The organism is Flavobacterium granuli (genome assembly GCF_900129705.1).
GTDB lineage: Bacteria > Bacteroidota > Bacteroidia > Flavobacteriales > Flavobacteriaceae > Flavobacterium > Flavobacterium granuli.
In genome coordinates this window covers 47,776-61,893 of record NZ_FQWO01000005.1, presented here as the reverse complement: position 1 = coordinate 61,893, position 14,118 = coordinate 47,776, and the positions used below count along the sequence as shown (strand labels likewise).

The following is a 14,118-nucleotide window of genomic DNA, read 5'->3' as shown; positions in this document are numbered from 1 at the left end:
TACTGTTTTTATTCTCCTTATGATAAAAATAAAACAAATTTCTTTTCAGGGTTTTAAACAACGCTTTCAGGTGAAAAAGCCCTGGGATGATGTCATTATCTTTGTTTTAAACATTCTGATTGCCATTCCTGTTTTTATTATAGCACACCAAAATTTAGTTGAATTTAACTGGGCTTTGAATCTTGACCGAATATTGCTTTTTCTGCTAATTATCGTCATTATTCAATTAATACTGCGTTTGTTGCGAACCATCATAATCATTTGCATTATTTTGTATGTTTTGGTGTTGTTTTATGGAACTGTTTTTGGCAATTACGGATTTGAAAGTGTTTTTGAGGATTATAATTCGATGATGTACACCATGTCGGATAATCCGAATCCGCAGGATATTATCATTGCTAAGTTGCTTCCTTTTCCCAATAAATCAAAGATTGTTAGCGCCATTGAATATAAGAATCCTAAAGTAAGAAATTTTGCGATCATGGCCACGTCAAAGAATTTCAAGAACGTCAAAGGCTATTCGGATTACAGAACTATTATTCAATGTTTTGCTGTTTTTAAGGAGATCAACCGCCGTTGGAATTATGTCAGCGATCCCAAAGATGGGGATTATATTGCCACTGCCAGTGAATCTTTGGATTATTTTTCGGGAGATTGCGATGATCATTCCATCCTGATGGCCGCAGCTGTTAGAGCCATTGGCGGGACGCCAAGATTGATTCATACCAAAGGACACATTTACCCTGAAATATTGATAGGAACGTTGAACGACCTTGAAACCGTCAATTATCTGATTAAAAACGTTTTATTTGTAAAAGAAAGTCATCAAAAACAATTGCATTATCATATCGATGAACGCGGTCAGGTATGGCTTAATCTGGATTATACGGCTAAGTATCCCGGAGGTCCCTTTTTATCTGAAGAAATTCTGGGCGCATTGACTCTCAACTAAATTGAATCCATTAAAGGAGGCCGTTTTTTAATTGTCCCAAAATTTCATACGAATGTAGTCTTGCTTCATGCTCATAAACGGCAGTGGCAACCATTAGTTCGTCCACTTTAGTTTGCTCCAGGAATTGCTCCAATTCTTTTTTTAGTTTCTCTGGTCCGCCTATGAAGGTGTAAGCGATCATTTGTTGTAGCGCTGCTTCTTCCATTGGATCCATGAAATTGTCATCCGGATCCACCGGTTCTTTGAGCTGTTGTCTGTTTCCGGTTATGATTCCAAGGAATAACTTTTTGAACGAAGTGGCCAGTCTCTGTGCTTCCTGGTCTGTATCGGCGGCAATGACATTCACACAAGCGATAACATAAGGTTGTTTTAACTGGTCTGAAGGTTTAAAATTATTGCGGTATATGGCTATTGCCGTATGCAGCTGCGAAGGTGCAAAATGACTGGCAAAAGCATAAGGCAGTCCCAAAGAAGCGGCTAAATAAGCGCTATCGGTGCTGGAGCCTAAAATCCATATTGGGATGTTTAAGCCTTCTCCCGGAATGGCGCGTACTCGTCCATTTTTATTCCCTTCTGATAAATAAAGTTGTAATTCTTGTACATTGGCAGGGAATTCCATCGCGGCATGTTCGTCCCTTCTCAAGGCCGAAGCGGTAAACTGATCGGTTCCTGGGGCACGTCCCAAGCCTAAATCGATGCGGTTTGGAAAAAGGGTAGCCAAAGTACCAAACTGTTCCGCAATAATTAAAGGCGTATGATTAGGAAGCATAATTCCTCCAGATCCTACTCTTAAAGTTGTGGTGGCAGCCGCAATATGAGCTATCAGTATCGAGGTGGCGCTACTGGCAATTCCGGGCATATTGTGATGTTCGGCCAACCAGAATCTATAATAGCCCCATTTTTCGAGCTGTTGGGCAAGATCGACGCTATTTTTAAAAGTTTCAGATGGCGTTCCTCCATCCCTCACTATTGCAAGGTCCAGCACCGATATTCTTGTTTGAGACAGTTTGTTTGTATTCATCTTAAAGGCGATTGCATTTTAGAACTGCAAAAATAAGGATTGTATTTTTGGTTTTGGCCTTATCAAATACTAATAGGAAGTTAAAAATGAGACCAGCACCACTGATTCCTATTTCATCCATTATCCATACACTATCTATAGACTATCTATAGACTATCTATGGACTATCTATGGACTATCCATACATTATCTATGCTATGTTAGTACTATATCTATGCTATATCAGTGCTATATCCAATCCTGATCTGCAAATAAAAAAACTGTCATTTAAAGATGAAACACTATTCAGGTCCTTAATTTTCATTTTTTACTTCTATATCCATTGCTGTCCTGCGGCAGTGTTTAGAAAATACTAATTTCCTGTTTTTTGTTTTCATAATTTTCAAAAAAACATATAATACCTTCATAATAAGTCCTATGCTGCTTATTTCTTCGCTGTTTTTCCATATAAAAGTCATTAATTATAATTAACTTTATATCAATAATCTAAGAAAAAGGACCATGAAAACATACAAGCTGTTTACGCCAGAAAAAGTGGGTTCTCTCCCATTGAAAAATCGAATTGTCATGGCACCTATGACCAGATGCAGGGCGATTGACAACGTTCCCAATGAACTTATGGCAGCCTATTACACACAGCGTTCCAGTGAGGGATTGATTATAACTGAGGGAACATCGCCATCACCTAATGGTCTTGGATATGCCCGAATTCCCGGAATATTCAGTGAACTTCAAGTTAAAGCCTGGAAAAAAGTAACCGAGGCGGTTCATAAAAATGGAGGGAAAATATTTGTTCAGTTGATGCATTCCGGCAGAATCAGTCATCCGCTTAATATGCACGAAAACGCCCATATCCTTGCTCCTTCAGCCGTAAAAGCAGCCGGACAAATATGGACAGACCAGAAGGGTTTACAAGATTTTGTTGTTCCAAAAGAAATGAGCCCACAAGAAATTTTACACGCCAGAACAGAATATGTAGCCGCTTCGGAAAATGCTTTATTTGCAGGATTTGATGGAGTCGAATTGCATGCGGCTAACGGTTATTTATTAGAAGAATTTCTTTCGCCTGTAAGCAATACCCGAACAGATACTTATGGCGGGACTATTGAGAACCGATGCCGTTTTGTTATTGAAGTGGCTGCAGCTGTTGCCAATGCTATTGGGAAAGAAAAAACTGCTATTCGTTTATCACCCTATGGAGTAGCGAGTGACATGCCCCATTATCCTGAAATTGAAGCCACTTACGATTACTTATCTAAAGAACTTAATAAACTGGATATTGCCTACATTCATTTGGTGGATCATTCTGCCATGGGAGCGCCTCCAGTTCCTTTGGAAATTAAAAAAACCATACGCAACAATTTCAAAAACACCCTAATCCTTTGCGGTGGCTACAACAAAGAGAGTGCCGAAGCGGAACTAGAAAGCGGTCTTGCGGATCTGATTGCTTTTGGTCGTCCTTTTATTAATAATCCGGATCTGGTGGAACGATTTAAAAACAATTTAGCGCTATCGCAGGATCTCAATATGGATTTATTTTATACGGCCGATGAGAAAGGCTATACCGATTATCCTGTGTATAAAAAATAAAGGTTGCGGCTAAACATTGTTTTAAAAATCCATTTAAATCAAAGTTCAAATGAAAGATATATCCCAATTATTAGCTTTATTAGGTGACGAAAAAGATTTTTTATTGAATCATCGCTGTAAAACCATTCCGAAAGATCAACTTCATTTAGCCCATTCCTCTACTATTGATTCCGTTTTTTTGCCCAGTAATCGAAACAGCCAAACGATACGAAGCCTAGCGCAACTGTATCAGCATGGCAGGCTTTCGGATACGGGTTATCTTTCTATTTTACCCGTGGATCAAGGAATTGAACATACAGCCGGAAGTGCGTTTGCCCCCAATCCTATTTATTTTGATCCTGAGAATATTGTCAAACTAGCCCTTGAAGCGGGTTGTAATGCCGTTGCCTCCACCATGGGCGGGCTCGCCCTGTTGGCCCGAAAATATGCCCATAAAATCCCGTTTGTCGTAAAGATCAATCATAACGAACTGATGACTTATCCTAACAAATACGATCAGATTCTATTTGCAAGTGTGCGTGATGCCTGGAATATGGGTGCTGTGGCTGTAGGAGCGACGATTTACTTTGGCTCAGCCGAATCGGATCGGCAGATTGTAGAAATAGCAAAGGCTTTTGAAGAAGCACATCATTTAGGCCTGGCGACCGTTCTTTGGTGTTATTGCAGAAACAATGCTTTTATAAAAAACGGCATCGATTACAATACGGCCGCCGATATAAGCGGGCAGGCCAATTATTTGGGCGTTTCCATTCAGGCAGATATTATTAAACAAAAATTGCCAACGAATAACGGTGGTTTTGCGGCGATAGGATTTGCCAAAAACAATCCTGAGATGTACACTAAATTGGCCAGCGCGCATCCCATCGATTTGTGCCGATATCAGGTGCTGAACTGTTATGCGGGACGCATAGGCATGATTAATTCCGGTGGCGAGTCAAAAGGAGAAACTGATTTGGCGGAAGCCATAAAAACGGCTGTTATCAACAAGCGTGCCGGTGGAGCCGGTATGATTATGGGTAGAAAAGCTTTTCAACGTCCTTTTAGTGAAGGCGTAAAACTTATTCATGCGGTTCAGGAAATTTATTTGTCGAAAGCAATTAGCATTGCTTAATTCCATTTTGAAAACGATTCCCCTTTGGATACAAAATAACAGCACGATAGCTTCCCCCTATTTTTAAAATGAAAACAATCGCAAAGAAATATTTATTTTCAAAAAGAATGGATTCCTATCTGGAAGGTTATTACAAGGGCTATCGTTTTTGCCTTCGTTTTTTTAAAGAAGCCTTTATACCGCCTTTCCACTGGCGTGAAATTATAAATCAGTGTTTCGAGGTGGGATTAAAATCACTATCCTTAATTACCTTGACCGGATTTATTGTAGGTATCGTTTTTACTAAACAATCCCGTCCCTCTTTAGAGACTTTCGGTGCCGTTTCCTGGTTGCCTTCGTTAATAGGGATTGCCATCGTCAGGGCTTTGGGCCCCTTGGTAACGGCCCTTATTTGTGCCGGAAAAGTAGGTTCCAGTATTAGTGCCGAATTGGGTTCGATGAAAGTAACCGAACAAATTGAGGCCATGGAAGTATCAGCCATCAATCCTTTTAAGTATTTAGTTGTTAGCCGCGTATTGGCCACCACTATCAGCGTTCCTATTTTGGCTTTATATTGCAGTTTTATAGGACTCTTGGGTTCTTACTACAATGTTTATTCGGAAGAAGCCACCAGCCTGGCCATTTTCTACAAAAATGCTTTTTCGAACATTTCTTTTCTGGATATTTTTTCCTCGTCAGTAAAATCTATTGTTTACGGGTTTACCATTGGAATTATTGGTTGTTACAAAGGATATTATGCCAGCCAAGGAACTCGTGGCGTAGGCAAGGCAACCAATCAAGCTGTTGTTCTTTCGATGTTTCTGATCTTTTTTGAAGAAGTGGTTATTGTACAAATAGTGAACTGGATTCGATATTTTTAAAAGATGAAAAATAAGCCCATTGAACATATTATCAACAGAGAAGAAACGGTTATAGCGATTCATGGATTATACAAATCATTTGGTGAATTAAACGTTTTAAATGGTATAGACTTAAGGCTGTACAGAGGTGAAAATATAGCGGTTCTGGGCAAATCAGGTTCTGGTAAATCGGTATTAATAAAGATTATTGCAGGACTATTAAAACCTGATCAGGGAGAAGTAATCGTTTTGGGGAAACAAGTGGACCAATTGCAAGGAAAAGAAATGGATGCGTTGCGATTGCATATTGGATTTTCATTTCAGAATAGTGCCTTATATGACAGTATGAACGTGTATCAGAATCTGGCCTTTCCGTTGACTATGAATATCAAAAATCTCAGCCGCAAACAAGTCGATTATGCGGTAGAAGAAGCCTTGGATGCCGTGGGCTTAAAAGATAAAATCAAAGAACTTCCGGCAGAACTTTCCGGAGGCCAACGCAAGAGAATAGGCATTGCCCGAACACTGATTTTGAAACCCGAAATCATGTTGTATGATGAACCCACAGCGGGGCTCGACCCTATTAGCTGTGCCGAAATTAACGCTCTCATTATTGAAGTACAACAACGGTATAAAACCAGTTCCGTTATTATTACCCATGATCTTACTTGTGCCAAAAACACCTGTGACCGCATTGCGATGCTGATTGATGGGAAATTTTTTAAAGTCGGAAAATTTGATGAGATTTTCAGTTCCGATAATAAGCAAGTAAAAGATTTTTTTACCTATAATTTTATACAATAGATCATGAACGAATCACCCAATAAACGAGCCATAATTGTCGGTCTTTTTATTTTCTTAGGATTGGTTTTCTTACTCTTGGGCATTCTTATGGTAGGAAATCTACATGAAACTTTCAAAAATAAAATGCAGTTAGTCAGCCTATTTGATAATGTAAACGGCTTGCAAAAAGGGGACAATGTTTGGTTTTCCGGCGTAAAAATTGGAACGGTGGGCGATATCAGTATCCATGATAAGACACATGTTTTGGTAAGTTTGAAGGTTGAAAAAAAAGCGCAAAATTATATCAGTAAAGATGCCAAGGTCAAAATAAGTACTGACGGACTTATTGGGAATAAAGTTATTGTTATTTATGGCGGCACTACACACTATGATGCAGTACAGGAGGGCGACACCCTGGCTGTTGAACATTCACTTTCAACAGAAAACATTCTGAATACCTTACAGAAAAATAATGAAAATATTTTGGCCATCACCACCGATTTTAAAGCAATCAGTAAAAAACTAACTACAAAAGAAGGAAGCATTGGCAAATTACTCCATGATGATGCTTTGTACAACCATATCAATTTGGCTAGCGTAAGCCTTACGAATGCTGCAGTAAAAGCCAAAGAACTCCTCAGTTCTTTGAATGATTTTAGTCAGAAACTCCATAAAAAAGGAACTCTTGCCAATGAATTAGCTACAGATACCCTCGTTTTTAACTCGATAAAAAATTCGGCTTTACAATTGCATCAAATGACGCAAACGGCCAATTCTTTAGTCAACAGCCTCAAAGAAGCGGGCAATAATCCCAAAACTACTATTGGTATTTTATTGCATGATGAAGAAACGGGTGCCAGTTTGAAAAAAACCATTCAGAATTTAGAAAGTAGTTCTCAAAAATTAAATGAAGATCTCGAAGCGGTCCGACACAATTTTTTATTGAAAGGATACTTTAAAAAGAAAGATAAAGAAGCTTTAAAAAATGCTGCTGAAAAATAAATAATTCTAACAGAAAAAATATTATTAAAAACACTTCTAGCTAAAGCTCTGTTCGTCGCGATAGTTCGGGACTCGGGTCGATACATTTTTTGTTCCGTTTTACTACTCAAAAAACACTACCATTGACGTTTTTTACATTAAAGCCTCTCGACTCCGCTCGAGGTGACACTGTAGATGTCATATCATATTGCTTTTTTTGTAAAAAAATTATGCCTCGAACTGATGTTTTTAATAATTACAGCCAACGGGTTCGTATAGCTCCAAACAAAAGTGTGATTTCATTGTTTCGCTTTAGCCGAAAAGGGATTCTTTGGGTTAGTCCTTGTTACAGATTATATAAATTAGTACGCCTAATCCCCTATCAACTGTCACTATATAATCCGATTGCGACCAAGGTTGCCATCGGATTGTATATGAATATGCTAGAAATAATCTATTCATTGGTTTTTCTTTTTAAAATAGAACCTATGCCTTTGCTTATTTTTTGCACTGCTTCAATTCCCTTGTTCAAAGGTTCTCCTGAAAAGTCACTGTATTTTTCATTAGTCATGTTGTCGGCATATTGCTGCGGGTAAATTAAAATCCTGCTATTGGCTGCAAAGTGTTTTTCAAGTTTAACCGGCAAGTTATCGAGTATTCCCAGATATGAGGTCGCTCCTTTTCGTGCAGAAACCAGTACGAATAAATCTTCTTGATGAATATTTCTTGAGAGGACCAAAAAATCCTCCCATTCAGAAAAGAAGACCACTGAGTAGGATGCGGTCAATTTGGCTTTTTTGAACAATTTTTCCACTGCTTTCTCCGTTGCTTCATTGCAATAAATCCGAATTGGAATGCTTAGCTCCTGGGCCAGTTTTGCCATTTTTGTAAGCCATAAGGCAAATCCGTTTTCATGTTCTGTCAGTGGTGGTGCGGCTATAACAATTCTTTTGTGCAAAACCAACGGCTTCTCTAAAGAGCAAATAAAAGTAGTCTTGTCTGTGTTACTCAAAATACTGTCTACTTTTTCGCCAATTAATTTATCAATAAAGCCTGTGCGTTGGGGCCAACCTAAAACGATGATATTGGCCATAATTTCTCTCGAGATTCGAACGATTCCGCTTGCTGCATTGTGATCTATGGTTGTTATGATGTTTGCTTTTGTTTCGGATGCGGAAGCTTGTTTGACGAATTCCTCCAGCATATTTCTTGTTTTCAGAATGTTGATTTCGGCTTCATTATTATTCGAAACTACTGAAAGGATTGATACCGGATTTGCAGATCTATTGTCTTTAATAAAAATAGCCAATTCCAAAAGTTTCTCAATATTGGAAACATTTTGAATTGGTAAAAGAATATGTTCACTGTAGACACCATTTGCTTTTATAAGTCCGTCCGTATCATCCTGAGATTCAATAGCGATCTTTTTTGCAGCTTTTTCTGTTGCAAAAGAGGCTACTATACAAGTCACCAAGATCAGTATAATGGTTCCGTTGAGGATATTCTCGTCGAGAATTTCGGCTTTATATCCTACTAAAATTACCGCCAGTGTTGCGGCCGCATGCGCACTGCTAAGTCCGAAAATAAGTTGCCTTTGGGCTTTAGAATATTTGAAAATAAGCTGGGTAAACAGTGCTGCAAACCATTTTCCAAAGAGCGCTACCACCGACAGTGTTGCTGCGACAATAAGAGCCATGGGACCGCTTAAAATCACACTCACATCAACCAACATGCCTACACTTATAAGGAAAAAAGGTATGAATAAAGAATTTCCAATAAACTCAATTCGGTTCATTAATGCTGATGAATGTGGAATTAATTTGTTTAAGGCAAGACCTGCGACGAAGGCACCAATTATGGGTTCAACGCCTGCCACTTCAGCCAGAAATGCGGCAAAGAATACCACCGCTAGAACAAAAATATAATGCGAATGTTTTTCGCTCTCCAGTTTTCGAAAAAACCATTTGGCAATTTTTGGGATTATAAAAAACATAATAGCGGAAAAAATCGCTAATGAAATTCCCAATCGTATCCAAAATTCCTGATTTAAATTGCCCTGACTATTACTCATAATTACAGCCAGAATAATAAGCACTGCCGTATCGGTTAAGATTGTACCGCCTACGGTAATGGCCACTGCCTGATTTTTTGAAACCCCTAATTTGCTGACTATAGGATAAGCTACAAGGGTATGTGTTGCGAACATACTAGCGGTCAGAAAACTTGCATTGAAATCATATTCAAGAAAATAAAAGCAAACAGGGAATCCAATTCCCAGCGGGATTATAAATGTAAAAAAACCAAACAAAAGGCTTTTGTTTCGGTTTGTTTTAAATTCATTCATGTCTAATTCCAGTCCCGCAATGAACATAATATAAAGAAGTCCGATAGTTGAAAAAAGATCGACTGCTGAATTTTTCTCAAGAATATTGAATCCATGAGGACCAATAGCTACACCGGCAATAATTAAACCAATAATTCCCGGAATATTTAATCTTTTCAGCAAGATTGGCGATAACAAAATAATTAATAAAATCAAGGAAAATATCAGTACCGGATTTCCCAGTGGCAATTCAAATTCGTGTATTAAATGTTTAAAAAAATCGGTCATATATTTATTTTAACTGTTTTATTGATTTGCAATATACTTACTTTTTTTGGAGGCTTAGCAAAAAACAGCGCTCTTTTGGCTATTTTTTTTGACTTTAAATGTTGGTAAAAGAGTTGGATTTGGATTTAGTATCGGTATTTTAGTATGCGGTTTTGGACCAACTAATTAGAAAGGTTTTACAATTAGTCCATCGTTATTGCTAAAATCAAAATCATTTCAGGCATCAGAATAGCTGCTATTTATTTGCTGTTATTAAGTAGAGTTTAGCAAACAGCGTTAAGATCTATCGGGACGAACAGAACTTTAGCTAGAACCGTTTTTAATGATAATTTTTCTGTTCTCGATACGATTTTCTATCGAAAATCACTCGAACTGACGAAAAATTATCATTAAAAACTAATTATACCTAAGGCGTTATTTGAATTTATTCTACCCTGTTCTCGATACGATTTTCTATCGAAAATCACTCGAACTGACGAAAAATTATCATTAAAAACTAATTATACCTAAGGCGTTATTTGAATTTATTCTACCCTGTTCTCGATACGATTTTCTATCGAAAATCACTCGAACTGACGAAAAATTATCATTAAAAACTAATTATACCCAAGGCGTTATTTGAATTTATTCTACCCTGTTCTCGATACGATTTTCTATCGAAAATCACTACCATTGCCGTTTTTTACATTGAAGCCTCTCGACTCCGCTCGAGGTGACACTGTGGATGTCCTATCATATTGCTTTTTTGTAAAAAAATTATGCCTCGAACTGACGAAAAATTATCATTAAAAACTAATTTCAGCCAAGGCGTTATTTGAATTTATTCTACCTTGTTCTCGATACGATTTTCTATCGAAAATCAGTACCATTGACGTTTTTATTAAAAGAAAATAATTACGCTTACTAATTTTCTTTTTTGCTTGATCAAAAAAGAAACAAAAAAATATTCATGGTTTGTTATTGTTTTTTGGTATTCATGAATCTTCGATTTCAAGTCTGAGCTCCCTCGTCGGTCAAATTAGTTTTCGAATACTAAAAGAAAAGAACTCTCCGCCGCGGCGGATCAAACAGCTTTTCTTTTTACGTATTCTTCAAACATTTGACGCTCGACTGCGGAAGCTAAGGACAATTGAAGTGAGTTGTGAGTCGTGAGATGGTTGAGTGCTTTGAAGGCTGCGCTCGGGTCGATACAAACTTTCTGAAAAAGCTGTTCGCATTTTCTGAAAATTCACTCGAACTGACGAAAAATCATCATTAAAAACTAATTACAGCCAAGGCGTTATTTGAATTTATTCTAGCAGGACTGTTCCATCTTCTTTAAAAGTAACACTTTTTTTCTCTGAGCCTTTTTTAAGATCCGTTTCGTATAATTTTCCCTGCTCAGCAGTTTCTTTTTCTTCGGCTTCTTTTAATTTCCATCCCGGAAATTCCAGCCTGATTGCAGCAAGAACTGATTGAGGCAGAGCTCTGGGTTTTATATCTTTTTCCGTTTCTAACCAGGTTCCGTCTTGTTTGAATTCTGCTGAAATTTTACTTCCTTTCCACTTAAATTCGGCTTCCCATTCCTGGGGGTCTTCCTTTTCCCAACTCACTTTTGTGGCATTGGGGAATTTTTTCTCCAATGCATCGATAACTGTCTTTGGTGGCGCTTGAGCAAATGTATAACCAGCTATCAGCGTAGCTGCTATCAACATACTATTCTTTTTCATTTTTTTAGCTTTAAAATATTGAAATATAAAGTTAGAAATTATCCTGTTTTTTTCAGTCCTGAATCCTTTTTAAACAGCAAAAAAAATAAGATCCCATAAACCAACTTATTCTTTTTAAAGTGATCGCTTCTTATTTCAATCCCATCTCCCTTATAAGCCATTGACATCAAAAAAAACAGAAATTCCCGTAAGCCAATTATCATTATCTTTAGCTATGGGGACGAAGTTACAAAAATTGGCATTCAGGTTATTTCAAAAAACCTGGAAATTATAATGACTTTTGCAGGTTTTATTCTGATAAAAGCCCGAGGTATTTCAGTTGAAAATGTGATTAATTACTGATTGTAGTGCTCTGTATCCTTACTGCTGCGCTTCAGAAAGTTTATTTAAAAAAAAAACATGGCTCTGACTATTGGAAGTAAACTCTTTAAAAAACAGTATCTTAGTACAATACTAGACTTTAGAATTATGAAATTTTTACGCTTTTTTATCCTACTCTTGACCGTAGCCTCCTGCGCCACAAAAAAGTATATCGATAAGCAAGGACTGGCTAAAGGAATAAAATCTGCGACCGAAGAAACTTATGTCGTAGTCGACGATCAGAAAAGGCTTGTACATCAAAAGCAAATGATTTTTACCCGAAATGGTCGCATCAAATATTCTAAAACTGTTGATGCTTCAGGCCATCTCGTGCAAGAAACCAAAAAGAAATTATGGTTTGTTGTGGAAATCTATCCCGACAAAGAAGCTTATTATTGTAAAACACGCTGGAAGCCTAAGCAAAGAGAACGTATCAGTTGCTATACTAAGAAACGATACAAACAAAATGAATCCGTCTATCATTATAATACCGATGGAACTATTGCTAAAATAGTTGATCATTTTGCCCCTTTCCACAAAGCGTATTTCTATTATACTAACAAAGAACGCTCTAAAATTGTCATCAGAGATAAAAATGAGGCCCTTATTGACGAGGTACTACTATACTGTGTGACCAAAGATGAGAAAGGCAACTGTTTAAAAGAAATACGGATTTCGACTAAAACAAACCGTACAGAGGAAACAATATTGAAACTTCATTATCACTAGTTTAGTCTGTTTTTGCCTGTGTAGGTAAATTTGAAGTAAGATTTTAAATCTGTACTGTCCTTTTATCATAGGCAGTAGCTGTTGGCTTCCGTGTTTTATAATCACTGCTTTTTAAAAATAACTATTTGGTGAAATAGAAAACAACACTGCATTTTTATAAAATACCAAACTTATTCATTATCAATTGATTAACTTTGTTATCAGGAGTGATTTTTTTTTTACTGATCTTAATTTTATTTTAATGTTTGCATCGTATTGACAGGTCTACGGGTATTTTTTAATGCGCTTTTGGGCAAACAGCCTTTAATACTATCGTTTTGAATTTTGGATAAATATAAGTGCGTTTGCCCCTTGGTAAGTATTGAAAAAAACATAAAAAATATAAAAATGATAGCAGTAGAAAAACACGGTATCATCTTAAGTCCCAGCCACCATAATTTTGAAAGTTTGGCGGTGTTAAATCCGGGAATTTTTCAAGATGGGGATACAGTTCATCTCTTTTACAGGGCTGTGGAGAGTGGAAACTATTCGACCATTGGATATGCAAAAACCGAGGGGCCTGTTAAAATTATCGACAGAGAGGAGCGGCCATTGATTATCCGAGATTTTGAGTATGAAAAACATGGTGTGGAAGATCCCCGTATTGTCAAGATTGAGGGCCTCTATTACATGACTTATACCGCTTATAATGGAGTAAATGCCATGGGTGCCCTTGCGGTATCAAAGGATTTGCGACATTTTGAAAAGAAAGGGATTATTACTCCGAGTGTTAATTATAAGCAATACAAACATTTTGTTCAATCCTGTGAAAAAAGCAAACTAAATCCCAAGTACCATCATTATTACAACTTGTTCGATAAAATTGGTTTGATTGAGGATGAGGAGCGACTTCTTAGAGACAAAGATGTGGTACTCTTTCCACGCAAAATAAATGGAAAATTTGCGATGCTACACCGAATCTGGCCCGGTATTCAGATAGTTTACTTTGAGCATTGGGATGAGTTAACCCCCGCCTTTTGGGAAGACTATTTAATGCATCTTGATCAGCATATTGTTTTGGATCCAAAGCATTATTTTGAAGCGAATTATATCGGAGCCGGATGTCCTCCTATTGAAACGGATTGCGGTTGGCTATTAATTTATCATGGGGTCGAAGAAACGCCAACAGGAAAAATTTACCATGCCAGTGCTGCTCTTTTTCATATTGATAAGCCTGAATTAGAAATATCACGGTTGTCCACCCCTCTTTTTTCACCTACCAAAGAGTGGGAAAAAGTAGGGATAGTTGATCATGTTGTTTTTCCTACAGGAACTGCTCTGTTTGGAAAGGAATTGTACATTTATTACGGAGCTGCTGATAAACATGTTGCTGTGGTAAGTTTGAATATTGACGAATTATTGCATGAACTAAAACAACAACCCTAAGCGTATG

General features: G+C 37.4%; 11 protein-coding genes. 8 read left to right on the top strand and 3 right to left on the bottom strand.

Annotated features, from left to right (window positions below; genetic code table 11):
• The first annotated feature begins 19 nt into the window (after window positions 1-19).
• Window positions 20-952 carry a transglutaminase-like domain-containing protein gene (locus tag BUB25_RS08410; RefSeq protein ID WP_072942943.1) on the top strand — a complete coding sequence of 311 codons (933 nt, stop codon included), beginning with the start codon at window positions 20-22 and terminating at the stop codon, window positions 950-952.
• 10 nt (window positions 953-962) lie between these two features.
• Here BUB25_RS08410 and BUB25_RS08405 read toward each other — a convergent pair whose 3' ends face one another.
• A complete protein-coding gene (locus BUB25_RS08405) occupies window positions 963-1,973 on the bottom strand; it encodes an LLM class flavin-dependent oxidoreductase (protein WP_072942941.1) in 1,011 nt (336 codons plus the stop codon).
• 501 nt (window positions 1,974-2,474) lie between these two features.
• Here BUB25_RS08405 and BUB25_RS08400 point away from each other — a divergent pair.
• The 5 genes from BUB25_RS08400 (at window position 2,475) to BUB25_RS08380 (ending at window position 7,298) form a co-directional block, all read left to right on the top strand.
• Window positions 2,475-3,563: an alkene reductase gene (locus tag BUB25_RS08400; protein WP_072942939.1), complete on the top strand. Its 1,089-nt coding sequence runs from the start codon at window positions 2,475-2,477 to the stop codon at window positions 3,561-3,563.
• Between the two features lie 49 nt (window positions 3,564-3,612).
• On the top strand, window positions 3,613-4,674 hold the full coding sequence (locus tag BUB25_RS08395; RefSeq protein ID WP_072942937.1) for a class I fructose-bisphosphate aldolase: 1,062 nt from the start codon (window positions 3,613-3,615) through the stop codon (window positions 4,672-4,674).
• A 68-nt stretch (window positions 4,675-4,742) separates the two neighbouring features.
• Entirely contained in the window at window positions 4,743-5,534 is a 792-nt protein-coding gene (locus tag BUB25_RS08390; protein WP_072942935.1) for an MlaE family ABC transporter permease, read from the top strand.
• 3 nt (window positions 5,535-5,537) lie between these two features.
• A complete protein-coding gene (locus BUB25_RS08385) occupies window positions 5,538-6,317 on the top strand; it encodes an ABC transporter ATP-binding protein (RefSeq protein WP_072942933.1) in 780 nt (259 codons plus the stop codon).
• A 3-nt stretch (window positions 6,318-6,320) separates the two neighbouring features.
• Window positions 6,321-7,298: an MlaD family protein gene (locus BUB25_RS08380; RefSeq protein ID WP_072942932.1), complete on the top strand. Its 978-nt coding sequence runs from the start codon at window positions 6,321-6,323 to the stop codon at window positions 7,296-7,298.
• Between the two features lie 433 nt (window positions 7,299-7,731).
• Here the strand turns inward: BUB25_RS08380 and BUB25_RS08375 are convergent, their stop codons facing one another.
• Together BUB25_RS08375 and BUB25_RS08370 are read right to left on the bottom strand one after the other, a co-directional pair.
• Window positions 7,732-9,888, bottom strand: coding sequence for a cation:proton antiporter (locus tag BUB25_RS08375; RefSeq protein WP_072942930.1), 2,157 nt, complete (start codon window positions 9,886-9,888; stop codon window positions 7,732-7,734).
• Window positions 9,889-11,177: 1,289 nt separating this feature from the next.
• Window positions 11,178-11,597: a PepSY-like domain-containing protein gene (locus tag BUB25_RS08370; protein WP_072942928.1), complete on the bottom strand. Its 420-nt coding sequence runs from the start codon at window positions 11,595-11,597 to the stop codon at window positions 11,178-11,180.
• Between the two features lie 468 nt (window positions 11,598-12,065).
• Here BUB25_RS08370 and BUB25_RS08365 point away from each other — a divergent pair, with 468 nt between their 5' ends.
• Both BUB25_RS08365 and BUB25_RS08360 read left to right on the top strand, forming a co-directional pair.
• Window positions 12,066-12,686, top strand: coding sequence for a hypothetical protein (locus BUB25_RS08365; protein ID WP_139256898.1), 621 nt, complete (start codon window positions 12,066-12,068; stop codon window positions 12,684-12,686).
• A gap of 387 nt (window positions 12,687-13,073) precedes the next feature.
• On the top strand, window positions 13,074-14,111 hold the full coding sequence (locus BUB25_RS08360) for a glycoside hydrolase family 130 protein (protein ID WP_072943332.1): 1,038 nt from the start codon (window positions 13,074-13,076) through the stop codon (window positions 14,109-14,111).
• Window positions 14,112-14,118: the final 7 nt, after the last annotated feature.